This is a genomic window from Marinobacterium sp. xm-g-48 (genome assembly GCF_013282925.1).
In the GTDB taxonomy this organism is placed as follows: Bacteria; Pseudomonadota; Gammaproteobacteria; order Pseudomonadales; family Balneatricaceae; genus Marinobacterium_E.
Genome location: NZ_WBYQ01000004.1, coordinates 135,749 through 150,715 on the forward strand (window position 1 = coordinate 135,749; position 14,967 = coordinate 150,715).

The following is a 14,967-nucleotide window of genomic DNA, read 5'->3' on the forward strand; positions in this document are numbered from 1 at the left end:
ATCAGTATGAGTCGGGGCCGATAGGCACCCGACTCAACGGTCGCTAGATCTTGTTAAAGACGAGTGTACCGTTGGTACCACCAAAGCCAAATGAGTTGGACATAGCGGCAAATAGCTTCGCCTCTTGGGCCGTGTGAGCCACATAGTTAAGGTCACAGCCTTCACTTGGGTTATCCAAGTTGATCGTAGGCGGCGCTACTTGATCACGAAGAGCCAGCACACAGAAGGCTGCTTCGACAGCACCTGCAGCCCCTAATAGGTGACCTATCATAGATTTAGTCGAGCTCATACGGACATCTGAAGCAGCGCTTCCCAATACCGCTTTAGCCGCATTGGATTCCGCAATATCACCCGCCGGAGTCGATGTGCCGTGTGCATTGATGTAGTTGATTTGATCGACGTTCAGACCGGAATCTTTAATCGCATTAGTCATCGACAGAGCAGCACCGGCACCATCCTCTGGTGGTGAAGTCATGTGGTAGGCGTCATCACTCATACCAAAGCCACTCAACTCACAGTAGATCTTCGCACCACGCGCTTTAGCATGCTCATAGGACTCAAGTACCAACATTCCGGCACCATCACCCAGCACAAACCCATCACGATCACGATCCCATGGACGACTTGCTGCTTGTGGATCGTCGTTACGACTCGACAAGGCACGCGCAGCGGCAAAACCACCCAAACCAAGTGGCGTTGTCGCCATCTCAGAGCCACCTGCGATCATCACATCAGCATCACCGTATTGAATCATGCGCATCGCATGACCAATGTTGTGGGTACCGGTTGTACAGGCGGTTGTGATCGCAATATTCGGTCCACGGAAGCCATATTTAATGGCTAGGTTACCTGCGATCATATTGATGATACTGCCAGGAACGAAAAATGGAGAGACTCGACGAGGGCCTGACTTATTCAGTATGTCGTGTGTGTTTTCAATCATTGGTAGACCACCGATGCCGGAGCCAATGGCACAACCAATGCGTGGTGCATTCTCTTCTGAGACTTCAATACCGGAATCTTCAACTGCTTGAATAGCAGCCACCATGCCGTATTGAATGAACAGATCCATCTTACGAGCCTCTTTAGGGTTGAGGTAAGGCTCTAGTTGAAAATCTTTAACAGATGATGAGAAACGTGTGCTGAAAGCCGAAGCATCAAAATGCTCAATTGGGCCTGCACCACTCTTTCCCGCAAGAATATTTGACCAAGTGTCATCGACCGTTTGACCAACAGGTGTTAATAGACCAAGACCTGTGACTACAACTCGATTGCGCGACATCTAAAACTCTCCGATGGGCTAATAAAAGAAAAGCCGCAACTACTCTAGGCAGGTGCGGCTTTTCGAACGTACGTAGAACCGATTACTGGTTAGCGTTAACGTAGTCGATTGCTAGCTGAACTGTAGTGATTTTCTCAGCTTCTTCATCAGGAATTTCAGTTTCGAATTCCTCTTCAAGAGCCATTACTAGTTCAACAGTGTCAAGTGAATCAGCACCGAGGTCTTCTACGAAAGAAGCTTCGTTAGTCACTTCTTCTTCTTTAACACCAAGTTGCTCGGCGATAATTTTCTTAACGCGATCTTCAATATTGCTCATATCGATTCCTATAATGTTTCAACGCCCACTGTATCTATACTGACACTTTGGGAATTTTAGAAAACCGCTGCTTACATAAAAGATAAGCAACAATTGTTAACTGGGTGCAATTATCCGCTATCTGATGGAAATTACAACCTTTTATACGGTAAAAAACCACACCTAAACGGGGGTTTTAACCCATGTACATACCACCGTTGACCTGGATCGTTTCACCGGTCACATAACCGCCAGATTCGCTGCATAAGAAACCAACGACTGCTGCGATCTCTTCAGGCTTACCTAGACGTGACAGTGATATCTGAGACTGCAGCATCTCTTTATGTGCTTCAGGTAGATCAGCCGTCATATCGGTATCGATGAAACCAGGCGCAACACAGTTGACCGTCACGTTACGACTACCTAATTCACGAGCCAATGCACGTGAGAAACCTTCCATACCTGCTTTAGCTGCTGCGTAGTTTGCTTGACCCGCGTTACCCATAGAGGCCACAACAGAGCTGACGCTGACCACACGACCCCAGCGCGCTTTTGTCATGCCGCGTAGAACACCTTTAACCATGCGGTAGACTGACGAAAGATTGGTATTCAGCACAGAATCCCACTCATCATCCTTCATACGCATCATCAGGTTGTCTTTAGTAATACCAGCATTGTTGACCAGAATGGTAACCGCACCGAACTCCTCTTGGATCTGTGCCAGTACCGCATCAACCGACTCTTTATCAGAGACGTTTAGTACATAACCTTTACCCGCATTACCGGCTGCAGCTAAGTATTCAGTGATTGCACTAGCACCACCTTCACTCGTTGCTGTTCCAAGAACGGTAGCGCCCTGTGCAGCGAGATTCTCTGCGATCGCTTTACCGATACCGCGGGTAGCACCTGTTACTAGCGCAACTTTATTTTCTAAACTCATCTTTTAATCCTTAGCTATTTTGTGCTTCTAGGGCTTTGTCTAGACCCGCAGAATCACCAATATTCAAAACGGTTAATGCGCGATCGACTTTCTTATTCAGACCCGACAGAACTTTACCTGGACCACACTCAACGGTGCGATCAACACCCAGTGCTAACATTGCTTGTACGCTCTCAGTCCAACGCACTGGACTGTACAGCTGCTGCACCAACAGATCACGCAATTCAGCAACATCTTCACAGGTCGATGCATTGACGTTGTGAATGAGTTTAATCGCTGGCAGTGTAATCTCAATCTTTGCCAATGCTTCAGCCAACTTCTCAGCTGCTGGCTGCATCAAAGCACAGTGAGAAGGCACCGATACAGGTAGCTCTACTGCACGTTTAGCACCCGACTCTTTACAAGCTTCCACACCACGCTCAACCGCTGCTTTCTCACCGGCAATTACGACCTGACCTGGGCAGTTAAAGTTAACTGCAGAGACCACTGCACCTTGAGCGGCTTGCTCACAAGCAGCCACAACAGCCGCGTCATCAAGACCAAGAATTGCCGCCATCGCCCCAGTACCAGCAGGAACCGCAGCCTGCATCAATTCGCCACGAAGGCGAACTAAACGCACACCGTCAGCCAAAGAGATAGCACCAGCACAAACTAGTGCAGAGTATTCACCCAACGAGTGGCCTGCGACTACTGATGGAGCTTCACCACCCTGCTGTTGCCATAGACGCCACAGAGCAACACTCGAAGTCAGCAGAACAGGTTGTGTATTCTCAGTGCTATTAAGAACCGCTTCAGGCCCCTCTTGAGCAATAGCCCAAAGATCCTGACCTAAGGCTTCAGAAGCCTCTTTAAACGTATCCGTGATAATAGAGTGCTGTGCAGCTAGATCACTCAACATACCGAGTGATTGTGAACCTTGGCCTGGGAAGACCAATGCAAGTGATTGAGACATGTTGTCCTCGATTAACTAGCGGAGATTAACTCCATAAAAAATCCTAGTACGGAGTTTACATCATATGAGGAATATCTGAACCCTTAAGGGGAACTGTTTAGATCGCGAGCAACCTGATCCGCTAACTGCTTAGACAGATTGGCTTTGAGCATATTCAAAGTGTTTTCCAAAGCCGCCTTAAAGTCATTAGCGTTCGCAGCACCATGACTTTTAACGACCAGACCATTCAAACCTAAAAACAGTGCACCATTTCTTTGACCTGAATCGAGCGATTTAGTCAGGGCTGTCAGCATTGGGCTAGCCAGCCATGCGATGACTTTACTGTAGAGTGAACCTGCAAACACCTGGCGCAGTCGATGAGCTAGCAGCTTAGCGACCCCTTCGCTACTCTTTAGGGCCACGTTACCGACCAGACCATCACAGACGATCAAATCCGCTTCACCAACAAACAGATCAGCGCCTTCAACAAAGCCGATGTAGTTCACCTCTGGAAGTTCCGCTATCTGAGCACTCGCTTCACGAAGCGTCTCGTTGCCCTTGGTCTCTTCAGAGCCTACGTTAAGCAGACCAATTTTTGGATCTCTACTTGTTGTAACCCGCACCAAAGCGCGCCCCAACACAGCAAACTGCTTTAGCATCTCTGGGGAAGAGTCTAAGTTAGCGCCCAAATCGACGACCTGACACTCGCCTTTCAAGGTCGGCATAGCTGCAGAGATAGCGGGACGATCGATCCCCTGAATCATTCCCAAGGTGCGTCTCGCAAGGGCCATCAAAGCCCCCGTATTGCCAGCACTCACAACGGCACAGGCCGAACCTGATGCGAGCTGATCCAGAGCTAACTGCATTGAGCTGTCCGAGCCTTCACGCAGAGCGGAAATTACCCTCATATCGGCCGTAATAACCGATGAAGCATGCACAAGGCTTAACTGTGAATTAGCGTCTTTAGGAAGATAGGGAGCGATCTGCTCTTGATCACCCACAAGGGTAATCGATAGATCAGGGTGATCTTTAAGAACTGCGAGGGAGGCCTCAACAGTAATACGGGGACCGAAGTCCCCGCCCATTGCATCAACAGCGATGCAATAACTGTGTTGCACGGCTAAGACTTACTCGTCGCCTTTTGCAACAACCTGACGACCGCGGTAGAAACCGTCAGCTGTCATGTGGTGACGACGGTGAGTCTCACCAGTAGTCTGTTCAACTGAAAGAGTTGGGTTGCTAAGTGCATCGTGTGAACGGCGCATATCGCGACGTGAACGAGACTTTTTGTTCTGCTGTACTGCCATGGTTTTTACTCCTGGATCTTACTTTACTAGCGCTACTTCTTAAGGCTCGCTAGCACACTAAATGGATTCGGTTTTTCAATCTGCTCCGCAGGTATCTCATCTTCGCCGAAGGACATTTTTACTGAACAGTCATCATGATAACAGACGGCTGGTAAACTCAGTATCAACTCTTCTCCGACCAAATCTGCAAGATTTACATCATCCTCTAACAGTAGAGGATCATAGTAACGGGGCAAATTCTTGGCCTGCTCTTCGTTTAACACAACGGCTAAACTGAACTCTGCTTCCAATTGCAATGTCACTGGCTCCAAGCAACGTTGACACTGTTGCTGAACTTCAACGTTCGCTTGTCCGGTCACAGTTCTTAGCTTCTGCTCATCAAGGGCAAAAGCCAGTTCTACATTGACATCACCACAGGGACTGACCAGCAAGGAGCAGAGCTGAGGCATAGATTGCAATGCAATAGTGCCTGTTAAAACTGCTTCCCGCTCGGCAAGTTTCCGAGGGTCGACTTTTTTCGGAAGAGGGCCGTTCGACATAAGCGCGCAATTCTAGGGATCTGAAGCCCAACTGTAAAGGAATATATGCCATTAATTGAGGATATTTGTTAGGTTAGAGCCTCTTTAGCTAACAAAAGCCCAATCTGCACAAAATCGCAGCGGAATATCGATGAAAAGCCACCAATTACCGATCGTTTTAGCCTCAAGCTCAAAATATCGCCGCGAACTACTGTCTCGCATTTTAAATGAGTTTGAACACGCCTCTCCCGACATCGATGAGACGCCAATAGCCGGTGAGTCTCCAGAGGCTTGTGCGGCTCGTTTAGCCCAACTGAAAGCCAAGGCGTTAGCTAAAGAGTTCCCTGCACACTGGATTATAGGGTCTGATCAACTGGCTACGCTTGACCAGCTGATTCTTGGCAAACCTTTAACCAAAGAGAGAGCGATTACCCAGCTCTCTTTGTGCAGCGGTCGGCGTGTCAGCTTTCTAACCTCTTTGGCGCTTTTCAACAGCCAAACTGAGGAGACTAGAGAGTATCTAGAAGAGGTTGTCGTGACCTTTAGAGAACTGTCAGACGCAGAGATCACAGCTTACATTGATCGCGAGCAACCGCTGGACTGCGCAGGCAGTTTTAAATGCGAGGGGTTAGGTATCACTCTGTTTGAGTCGATTGAGAGCAGAGACCCTAATACTCTAATTGGCCTGCCACTGATTGGGTTAAACCATCTATTACTAGAAGCGGGCATCAACCCGCTTCTAAAATAGACGCTATTAGCGATCTATTTGAACTGGATAGAGCTCGTTATACCGAGAGTGTTCATAACCTGACTGGCCACCCCAACACCTAGACGCTCTGCCAAGCGTTCAACCGCGTTTGGACGGTAGCTGTAATCAATTAGATGATCGGTATTAAACTGTTCGCGAGCAACAGAGCTAGCACTGCCTAACCCATCAATCAAACCCAATTCAACGGCCTGTTCACCTGTCCAGATTAGTCCAGAGAACAGCTCAGGGTTATCAGCAAGACGATCACCCCTACCCTGCTTCACAGCGTCAATAAACTGTTGGTGAGTAGTATCCAACACAGATTGCCAAAAGCGCTTCTGTTGATCCGAGAGCGGCTGGAAAGGGTCTAGCAGTGCTTTGCTGTCGCCTGCGGTAAGAGCACGGCGTTCAACCCCTAGCTTCTCCATCAAATCGACAAAACCAAATCCACTTGAAATGACCCCAATTGAACCTACCAGGCTGGCTTTATCCGCATAGATAGCGTCCGCGGCACTGGCTAGGTAATAACCGCCACTGGCGCCAATATCGGTAATAACGGCCATCACCGCCTTATCAGGATAGAGTGCACGGAGTCGAACAATCTCATCATAGACGTAACCGGCTTGAACAGGACTACCACCCGGGCTGTTAATACGCACAATAACACCGAGACTGTCAGATGCCTCAAACGCATCGCGCAGAGAGGTGATCAACAGATCAGCACTGGCTTCGCTGCTGTCTGAAATAACGCCACGCACTTGAACCACTGCCACATGTGGCTTAGAGATCTCCTCAATGGAGGCGAACTTCTCACTCCACAGAAAAAAGCCTGCGATACCAAACAGATAGATAAAGGTCAGAGACTTGAAGAAGATGCCCCAACGGCGAGATCGGCGCTGCTCACGGTTGACGTTATCAACCAGCTTTTCAAGCAAGCGCCAGCTTTTTGAATCGGTACTGTCTACAGCAGGCTGATCACTCTTCTCATTAGTTTGCACAACCGTTCCACTAGCCTGCTCAATACTCTCTTTTGAATCACTAGGCTTTTCACCCCAAGGATTGTGTTCCACATTAACTCCTTAACCAATCCACTAACTCATTAAAATGATCAAACACCTGCAACGGTTCAAAGGCATGCAGATCATCCACCTCATGCACCCCATAGCTCATAGCCACTCGATCAATACCCGCACTGCGCGCCATCTCCAAATCATAACTGGTGTCACCAATCATAAGGACTTCGCTAGCATCCAAACCTGTCTCTTCTAGGATCTCATGCAGCATCAAAGGATCTGGCTTGGATGCCGTCTCATCAGCACACTTGGTCAGTTCAAAATGGCCCGCCAACTCTGTATCAGACAGGACGCGATCCAAACCACGGCGGCTTTTTCCAGTCGCGACCGAGAGTCGATAGCCATGCTGTTTGAGTAGCCCCAGTCCATCAAATGCACCGTCAAATAGCGCCGTGGGTGTCTGATCAACCTCTAGATAGTGTTTACTGTAACCCTGCCGAATGAGCTCTCGCGTTGCGGCATCACATTCAGGCATGACTTTAAGAATAGCCTCTGGCAAGCCAAGGCCAATAATATCTCGCACTGACTCATCACTGGGGATTCTTAGACCTAGCTCACGCGTAGCGCCCTGAAAACTGGATACGATACGCGCTTGAGAATCGATTAAAGTTCCATCCCAATCGAAAATAAGTAGCCTATACTTCACGTAAACCTCAAAGTTTGAGCATTATGTATTTAAACAAGCGTCTAACACTGCTGTCGACACTGCTGATAGTCAGCTCAGTCTACAGCACCTCTGCGAAAAGTGAGAGTTCGCAGACCATCTATAAATTTCGCAACGAGTCAGGCGTGCTCTCGTTCAGCGATCGACGCCCTAAACAGACCACTCATTATGAAATACTCAAATTTGACTGTTATGCCTGCCGGTCAAACCCATCAATCGATTGGCACACTGTGCCTCTAAACACTCGAGACTTTCGCAGCATTACACAAATCGCCGCCAACCAAGTCAAGGTTGACGAATCTCTTATTCGCGCCGTGATTCATGCGGAGTCGGCATTCAAAAGCAACGCGCTCTCTTCACAAGGGGCAATGGGTTTGATGCAGCTAATGAAAAAGACAGCACTCTCCCTAGGTGTCGAGAACCGACAGGATCCTAGCGCGAACATCTTTGCCGGGAGCCAATACCTAAAAGAGCAGCTAGAGCAGTTTGGTGACACAAAATTGGCCCTAGCAGCCTACAACGCAGGGCCAACGGCTGTGAAACGTTACCAAGGCATACCACCCTATCCCGAGACAGAGCGCTACATTGAACGTGTAATGATTCTTAAAGCACGCTACGACAAGGTTCTTTAAGGCAATAAAAAACCGCAGGCCGGATAAAGGGGGAGTTCCAGGCTGCGGTCAGCAGTAATAACTGCTCATTTAGAGGCTTTCAAGCTGGTGATTTACCAAATAGGGCTTAAAAAATGCCCTGCTTGTAGAACAGTAGACCCTCTGTGAAGTCTTTTAGTTCCGTGAATCTGTAACTTTTTTTGAAAAAATTTTAAATCTGTTTAAAAACAACAACTTATAAAATAGAAAAAATTACAGCCGCTCAACTAAGAACGGGCTGTGGATAATAGACCTATGCTGGTTAATTTTCAATCAATCGTTAACTCTTTTTCGCTAACCAGCAGACCGTTGTTATCAGCGTAGAGATATTCACCCGGAATGAAATCAACACCGCCAAAACGAAGCGTGACATTTAATTCGCCCGCCCCTTTTTTCTCGGTCTTCAACGGGTGGCAGCCCAACGCTTGAACACCTAGGTCAAGATCACCAATGGCATTCACGTCACGGATACAGCCGTAGATAACAATACCCGACCAGCCATTCTTGACTGCTTTCTCAGCCAGCATGTCGCCCAACATCGCGCGACGCATAGAGCCACCGCTATCAACTACCAGCACTCGACCTTCACCAGGTAGCGCAACTTGTTCACGAACCAAGGAGTTATCTTCAAACGCTTTGATCGTCACGATCTTTCCGCTAAAGCGTTCACGACCGCCAAAGTTACCAAACATCGGTTCAAGAATGCGCACATCATCTTCATAGCGATCGCACAGTTCGGGTAGTAGATCTTCCATCGATTTCTCCTGATAGATTTTAAGATTTTAAACGAAGGCCATCCGCTTCAATTTGGATCTTGCCCTCTTTCAACAGCTGACCAATCGCCATTTTGTAGGCTTTTTTACTGCAACCAAAACGGGCATTAATCGCTTCAGGCGGACTCTTATCACCCAGTGGACAGAAGCCGCTGTTCGCCTCCAACTCAGCCAACAGCTTATCGGCAACAGACCCGACTCGTTTATAACCAGGTGGCGTCAGCATAAGGTCAATCTGTCCATCCTCACGAACCTGCTTAACATAGCCCGTCAGACGCTGACCCAATTTCAAATGCTGAGTGAGGTCTTGACGATGGATAAGGCCTTCATAGCGATCATTGATGATGCAGAGCATGCCTAAGTCAGTCATACGCCAGGGCAGCATTTCAACCAGCATCTCTTTGTTTAGGTCGGTTGGGTTGGACTCAAGATAACGATCCGTTTTCATTGAGGCCGCGATACGGTTCGAGTTATCAATGTAGATGAAGACATTCACCCACAGACCTTCCGTCACATCACGCTGCTGCTCTGAGAAAGGCAGCAGCAGATCTTTAGATAGTCCCCAATCCAGGAAAGCACCTATCGGCGTGGTCTCTTTAACACGCAGTCGAGCGAATTGACCCACTTCCGCTTTGGGATGCGCCAAGGTCGCGATCTCTTGATCTTGGGAGTCAAGGTAGACAAACACACGCAGCTTATCGCCAGGCTTAGTACCTTCAGGCACTTCACTTCGAGGGAGCAGTATGCCGCCACCATCACCTGTCTCTAAATAGACACCGTATGGACTCTCTCGCAACACCGTTAATTGATTGCGCTTACCGAGTTCAAACACGCCTCTCTCCCAATATTAAAAACCCTATGATAACCGGTTAGGCCAGAACGAAAAACGGCCAGGGAGTGAATCCTGACCGTTTTTAAGGATTTAGCCTCTTTTAGGCTTTGTCATTCGCCAAGTAGAACCAGGTATCCATGACTGAATCAGGGTTGAGTGACACACTGTCGATACCCTGCTGCATCAACCAACGGGCAAGATCAGGGTGGTCCGAAGGTCCTTGTCCACAGATACCCACATATTTACCCTGCGCCTTACAGGCGGTAATCGCCATCTCAAGAAGACGCTTAACCGCTTCGTTTCGCTCATCGAACAGATGCGCAATAAGGCCCGAATCACGGTCCAAGCCGAGTGTCAGCTGAGTCAGGTCGTTCGAACCAATTGAGAAGCCGTCAAAGTACTCAAGGAACTGGTCAGCGAGTAGTGCGTTGGATGGGATTTCACACATCATGATCAACTTAAGACCGTTCTGTCCGCGCTGAAGCCCATTCTCCGCCAACAGATCTACGACCTGTTTTGCCTCGCCTGGTGTGCGTACGAACGGCACCATGATCTCAACATTGGTTAGACGCATCTCATCACGGACACGTTTCAATGCACGACACTCCAGCTCAAAACAGTCACGGAAGTCTTCAGAGATGTAGCGAGCAGCACCACGGAAACCAAGCATTGGGTTCTCTTCATGCGGTTCGAACGATTGACCACCGATCAGGTGACCGTACTCATTGGATTTGAAGTCCGACATACGAACGATCACTTTCTTAGGGTAGAAAGCGGCCGCAAGCGTTGAGATACCCTCAGTCAATTTATCAACGTAGAAATCAACAGGCGATTTGTAACCTGCGATGCGGCGTTCAATAACCTGACGCACATCACGTGGTTGCTCCTCTAGATTAATCAACGCTTTCGGGTGAACACCAATCATTCGGTTGATAATGAACTCTAAACGCGCCAGACCAACACCAGCATTCGGCAGTGATTGGAAGTCAAAGGCACGGTCTGGGTTACCCACGTTCATCATAATGTCGAACGGCAGCGATGGCATCTGTTCAACATTGTTTGTAGTGTGTTCAAAGTCTAGACAACCCGCGTAGACGTAGCCTGTATCACCTTCTGCACAGCTAACAGTCACCTCTTGGCCGTCAGTCAGTGCAGAGGTTGCATCACCACAGCCCACGATAGCAGGAATACCTAACTCACGTGCAATGATCGCCGCGTGACAGGTACGACCACCACGGTTCGTTACGATCGCTGATGCACGTTTCATAACCGGCTCCCAATCTGGGTCGGTCATATCCGTTACCAACACATCACCATCCTGAACGGTGTGCATCTCATCAAGTGACTTAACAAGACGAACAACACCGGCGCCAATTCGGTGACCAATCGAACGACCTTCAACGAGGACCTGACCCTTCTCTTTCATCAGGTAGCGTTCGATCACGGTTTTTTGTGTCTGACTGCGAACCGTTTCTGGACGAGCCTGAACGATGTAAAGCTGACCATCATCCCCATCACGAGCCCACTCGACATCCATTGGACGGCCGTAGTGGTTCTCAATGATGACGGCAATGCGCGCCAACTCTTCTACCTCTTCATCCGTCACACAGAAACGGTTGCGATCCGCATAAGAGACATCGACCGTCTCTACCGCCTTACCCGCACTGTGCTCATCCGTGTAGATCATCTTGATCGCTTTAGAGCCCATGGTACGACGAAGAATCGCAGGAGCGTTCTGCTTTAGAGTGGGTTTGTAGACGTAGAACTCATCAGGGTTAACTGCGCCCTGAACAACGGTTTCGCCCAAACCGTACGCGGCGGTGATGAAGACAACGTGCTGGAAACCTGATTCTGTGTCCAATGAGAAGAGAACGCCCGATGCGCCGGTCTCACTGCGAACCATGCGTTAAATACCCGCAGATAGCGCTACTTCAGCGTGAGTAAATCCTTTGTGAACTCGGTAAGAGATGGCGCGATCGTTATATAGGGAAGCAAACACCTCTTTGATCGCGTGTTTAACATTATCTAGGCCTTTAATATTTAGGAAGGTCTCTTGCTGGCCAGCAAAAGAGGCATCTGGCAAATCTTCTGCAGTCGCCGATGAGCGCACTGCGACACTGATCTCAGCTTGGCCATCCAACATCTCTGCGTAAGCTGTTTCGATCGCAGCATCCAATTCAGGTTGAAAATCCGCATCCATAATCCACTGACGAATCTGACCGCCAGTTTCCGCCAATGCACGCGTATCATCTGCATCCAGCTCATCAAGACGTGCATTAATACGATCCGCCAAACCACCATAGGCTAGGAACTCTCGATACGCTTCGGCAGTCGTGGCAAAGCCACCCGGTACACGCACACCGGCTTCACTCAATTGACTGATCATTTCACCAAGAGAGGCATTCTTACCACCTACTTTTTCCACATCGGTCATGCGCGCCTGATCAAGACGAATCACGTATTCTGTCAAAGCACTATCTCCTAAACTTTGGTCGTTAAACTGAGTATTTACTACCCAATACACGCCATACTAGAGGAAGAAAAGAGAAATAAAACCCCCTTTTAAAAATGTAATTTCGCTACAAAAACTCTAGTATAGGGCATTGAATTTAGTCGAATTGAGTATCCAAAATGAAGCGCACCGCTTTCTTTATATCGGACGGAACCGGCATCACAGCTGAAGTTCTTGGTAACAGTCTGCTTAGCCAATTTGAGTCGGTAGAGTTTGAAGAGATCACCCTTCCCTACATCGATACACCCGAAAAGGTCGAAGCCGTTATTCAACGCATTAACGAAACAGGCAAACAAGACGGACATCGTCCAATTGTGTTCGATACCTTTGTTAATGCAGAGTACCGCGCAATGATCGCTGATGCTGAGTCCTACAACATCGACATCTTCTCGACCTTTTTAAAACCGCTTGAATCCGAGCTCGATACCGCATCGACCTACACGGTTGGTAAATCACACGCGATTAACCAAATTGATCGCTACAAGGCCCGTATCGATTCGGTTAACTTTGCGTTGGATAACGATGACGGCGCCAGAACTCAGCAGTACAAAGAGGCTGACATTATCCTAGTAGGTGTCTCCCGTTGCGGTAAAACACCCACCTGCCTCTACATGGCACTGCAGTACGGTATTCGCGCCGCCAACTACCCACTGACCGAAGAGGATATGGGCGGTGAAGATCTACCCGATATTCTTAAGCAGCACCGTGAAAAGCTGTATGGATTGACCATCGATCCGTTCCAGCTTGCCGCGATTCGTAATGAGAGACGCCCAAACAGCCGATACTCGTCACTCGACCAATGCGATCTTGAGACTCGCACGGCTGAGCGCTATTTCCGCCAGAACAATATGCAATCGATCAATACCACCAACTTCTCGATTGAAGAGATCAGTACACGCATCATGGCCGATGCTAATCTCAATCGACGCATTGTTTAGGAGCCTATCATGCCACTACCCACACCGGCTGCGAGGACGCATCGCCATACACGACAGGTCACCTGCACTGGCTATCAGCGTGAAGATGGGCTTTGGGATATTGAAGGCCATCTCGTCGATACCAAAGCTGATGAGATGCCATTAAGTGAATTTATCTTAAAAGCGGGCGACCCACTGCACGATATGGCGATCCGCCTGACTGTTGATCTTGATCTGAACATACACGCCGTTGAAACCACGATGGATGCCACCCCCTACACAATGTGTCCAGGTATCGCACCGGTATATAAACAGTTAGAGGGAGAGTCGATTAGACCCGGCTTTACCAAAAAGGTGAGAGATCTGTTTGGCGGCATTCAAGGCTGTACACACCTGGTTGAGCTATTAGGTCCAGTAGCGACAACGGCCATACAAGTCACCTTTCAAGAGCGCCATCGATTAGCAAAAAGCACGGCTGAATCACCGGTTTCCGCGCAACTCAACAGCTGCCACACCTACGCTGAAGACTCGCCTGTCGTCGAACAATATTGGCCCGAACTCTATAAAGGTTAACCAGTATGGCACTGATCGACAGAGATAACTGCACGCTATTCGTAATTGATGTTCAGGGGAGGTTGCTACCGGCTGTGCAATCACCAGAACAGACCCTCGCTAATACCGTCGCACTGGTTGAGGTGGCGCAACTTCTTGAGATACCCATCGCCTACTCTGAACAGTATCCACAAGGTCTTGGAGCCACTGAAGAGTCGCTACTATCGCTTCTTGAAGGTAAGGCTGAGCGGTTCGAAAAACAGAGCTTTTCATGCGTAAGTGAACCACAGATAAAAACCGCGTTGAATCAGTGGGAGCGCAAACAGATCATCATTGCAGGCATGGAGACACATGTCTGTGTTCTTCAAACAGTCTTAGAACTTAGTGAAATGGGATTTCAGGTTTTTGTGGTCGAAGACGCTGTCAGTTCACGAAAGGCCGAGGATAAAGTGCTGGCTCTTAAGCGAATGCAACAAAACCAAGTGACCCTGGTTTCAAAAGAGATGGTGATGTTTGAGTGGTTAAAGCGTGCCGATCATCCTAAGTTTAAAGAGATCAGTAGAGAGTTCATTCGATAGATAGCTAGAAACAGAAGAGCCAGCTATTTGCTGGCTCTTTAGCAACTAAAATTAATGACTACTCTTGTGGGAACTTGTAGTAGGTCTTGTTGAGGTAAGCCGTAACATCGGCAACCTCTTCCGGGAACCAGCCGACATTCATCTTGTCGTTACAGCCCTGAACCCAAGCCTGTTCAAGATTTTTATAGCTGGAAGCCATACGGTCTGAACGAGTGTAAAAGGCAGGTTCGTGACAGGTTGCGCAGGTCACATCATCACGCATTTCGCCGTTAATCTCTCGCTCAAAATAGGTTTCATCATAAAGCTCCTTGCCGTTATCCGCGTCGGCAGCAAGTGCTACGACAGGGGTCAACAGAAGGGCTGCAAACAGAGTACTTTTTTTCATTTTCATCACT

General features: G+C 48.6%; 17 protein-coding genes and 1 pseudogene. 5 read left to right on the forward strand and 13 right to left on the reverse strand.

The window, feature by feature from the left end:
* Positions 1 to 43: 43 nt before the first annotated feature.
* The 7 genes from fabF to XMG48_RS08340 form a co-directional block, all read right to left on the reverse strand.
* Positions 44 to 1,282: a beta-ketoacyl-ACP synthase II gene (fabF, locus tag XMG48_RS08310; RefSeq protein ID WP_173481598.1), complete on the reverse strand. Its 1,239-nt coding sequence runs from the start codon at positions 1,280 to 1,282 to the stop codon at positions 44 to 46.
* A gap of 82 nt (positions 1,283 to 1,364) precedes the next feature.
* Positions 1,365 to 1,598: an acyl carrier protein gene (gene acpP / locus XMG48_RS08315; RefSeq protein WP_173481599.1), complete on the reverse strand. Its 234-nt coding sequence runs from the start codon at positions 1,596 to 1,598 to the stop codon at positions 1,365 to 1,367.
* Positions 1,599 to 1,773: 175 nt separating this feature from the next.
* Entirely contained in the window at positions 1,774 to 2,517 is a 744-nt protein-coding gene (gene fabG, locus XMG48_RS08320) for a 3-oxoacyl-ACP reductase FabG (protein WP_173481600.1), read from the reverse strand.
* A gap of 10 nt (positions 2,518 to 2,527) precedes the next feature.
* Positions 2,528 to 3,469: an ACP S-malonyltransferase gene (fabD, locus tag XMG48_RS08325; protein WP_173481601.1), complete on the reverse strand. Its 942-nt coding sequence runs from the start codon at positions 3,467 to 3,469 to the stop codon at positions 2,528 to 2,530.
* 83 nt (positions 3,470 to 3,552) lie between these two features.
* Positions 3,553 to 4,566 (reverse strand): phosphate acyltransferase PlsX, encoded by a 1,014-nt coding sequence (gene plsX, locus XMG48_RS08330; protein WP_173481602.1) that lies wholly within the window; start codon positions 4,564 to 4,566, stop codon positions 3,553 to 3,555.
* A 9-nt stretch (positions 4,567 to 4,575) separates the two neighbouring features.
* Positions 4,576 to 4,755 carry a 50S ribosomal protein L32 gene (gene rpmF / locus XMG48_RS08335; RefSeq protein ID WP_173481603.1) on the reverse strand — a complete coding sequence of 60 codons (180 nt, stop codon included), beginning with the start codon at positions 4,753 to 4,755 and terminating at the stop codon, positions 4,576 to 4,578.
* 32 nt (positions 4,756 to 4,787) lie between these two features.
* Complete coding sequence (locus tag XMG48_RS08340; RefSeq protein ID WP_173481604.1) at positions 4,788 to 5,294, reverse strand: YceD family protein; 507 nt, start codon at positions 5,292 to 5,294, stop codon at positions 4,788 to 4,790.
* 130 nt (positions 5,295 to 5,424) lie between these two features.
* On the opposite strand from XMG48_RS08340, the gene XMG48_RS08345 reads away from it, so the two are divergent.
* Positions 5,425 to 6,021, forward strand: coding sequence for a nucleoside triphosphate pyrophosphatase (locus XMG48_RS08345; RefSeq protein WP_173481605.1), 597 nt, complete (start codon positions 5,425 to 5,427; stop codon positions 6,019 to 6,021).
* Positions 6,022 to 6,035: 14 nt separating this feature from the next.
* Here XMG48_RS08345 and XMG48_RS08350 read toward each other — a convergent pair whose 3' ends face one another.
* The gene (locus XMG48_RS08350) at positions 6,036 to 7,091 is read right to left on the reverse strand and encodes a S49 family peptidase (RefSeq protein WP_173481606.1); all 1,056 of its coding nucleotides are present in this window, start codon (positions 7,089 to 7,091) and stop codon (positions 6,036 to 6,038) included.
* Position 7,092: 1 nt separating this feature from the next.
* The gene (locus XMG48_RS08355) at positions 7,093 to 7,740 is read right to left on the reverse strand and encodes an HAD-IA family hydrolase (protein WP_173481607.1); all 648 of its coding nucleotides are present in this window, start codon (positions 7,738 to 7,740) and stop codon (positions 7,093 to 7,095) included.
* Between the two features lie 23 nt (positions 7,741 to 7,763).
* Between XMG48_RS08355 and XMG48_RS08360 the strand changes: the two genes are divergently transcribed.
* Positions 7,764 to 8,390 (forward strand): lytic transglycosylase domain-containing protein, encoded by a 627-nt coding sequence (locus XMG48_RS08360; RefSeq protein WP_173481608.1) that lies wholly within the window; start codon positions 7,764 to 7,766, stop codon positions 8,388 to 8,390.
* 287 nt (positions 8,391 to 8,677) lie between these two features.
* Here XMG48_RS08360 and rraA read toward each other — a convergent pair whose 3' ends face one another.
* The 3 genes and pseudogenes from rraA to ppsA form a co-directional block, all read right to left on the reverse strand.
* On the reverse strand, positions 8,678 to 9,163 hold the full coding sequence (rraA, locus tag XMG48_RS08365; RefSeq protein ID WP_173481609.1) for a ribonuclease E activity regulator RraA: 486 nt from the start codon (positions 9,161 to 9,163) through the stop codon (positions 8,678 to 8,680).
* Between the two features lie 19 nt (positions 9,164 to 9,182).
* Positions 9,183 to 10,013, reverse strand: coding sequence for a S1-like domain-containing RNA-binding protein (locus XMG48_RS12205; RefSeq protein WP_173481610.1), 831 nt, complete (start codon positions 10,011 to 10,013; stop codon positions 9,183 to 9,185).
* Between the two features lie 100 nt (positions 10,014 to 10,113).
* A pseudogene (gene ppsA, locus XMG48_RS08375) lies at positions 10,114 to 12,483 on the reverse strand (phosphoenolpyruvate synthase).
* Between the two features lie 161 nt (positions 12,484 to 12,644).
* Here ppsA and XMG48_RS08380 point away from each other — a divergent pair.
* Genes XMG48_RS08380 through XMG48_RS08390 form a run of 3 tightly spaced genes read left to right on the forward strand, consistent with a single transcriptional unit; the run spans position 12,645 to position 14,572 of the window.
* Entirely contained in the window at positions 12,645 to 13,463 is an 819-nt protein-coding gene (locus XMG48_RS08380) for a pyruvate, water dikinase regulatory protein (protein WP_173481611.1), read from the forward strand.
* 9 nt (positions 13,464 to 13,472) lie between these two features.
* A complete protein-coding gene (locus XMG48_RS08385) occupies positions 13,473 to 14,015 on the forward strand; it encodes a DUF2889 domain-containing protein (RefSeq protein ID WP_173481612.1) in 543 nt (180 codons plus the stop codon).
* 5 nt (positions 14,016 to 14,020) lie between these two features.
* On the forward strand, positions 14,021 to 14,572 hold the full coding sequence (locus XMG48_RS08390; protein WP_173481613.1) for a hydrolase: 552 nt from the start codon (positions 14,021 to 14,023) through the stop codon (positions 14,570 to 14,572).
* Between the two features lie 58 nt (positions 14,573 to 14,630).
* Here the strand turns inward: XMG48_RS08390 and XMG48_RS08395 are convergent, their stop codons facing one another.
* The gene (locus XMG48_RS08395; RefSeq protein WP_173481614.1) at positions 14,631 to 14,957 is read right to left on the reverse strand and encodes a hypothetical protein; all 327 of its coding nucleotides are present in this window, start codon (positions 14,955 to 14,957) and stop codon (positions 14,631 to 14,633) included.
* Positions 14,958 to 14,967: the final 10 nt, after the last annotated feature.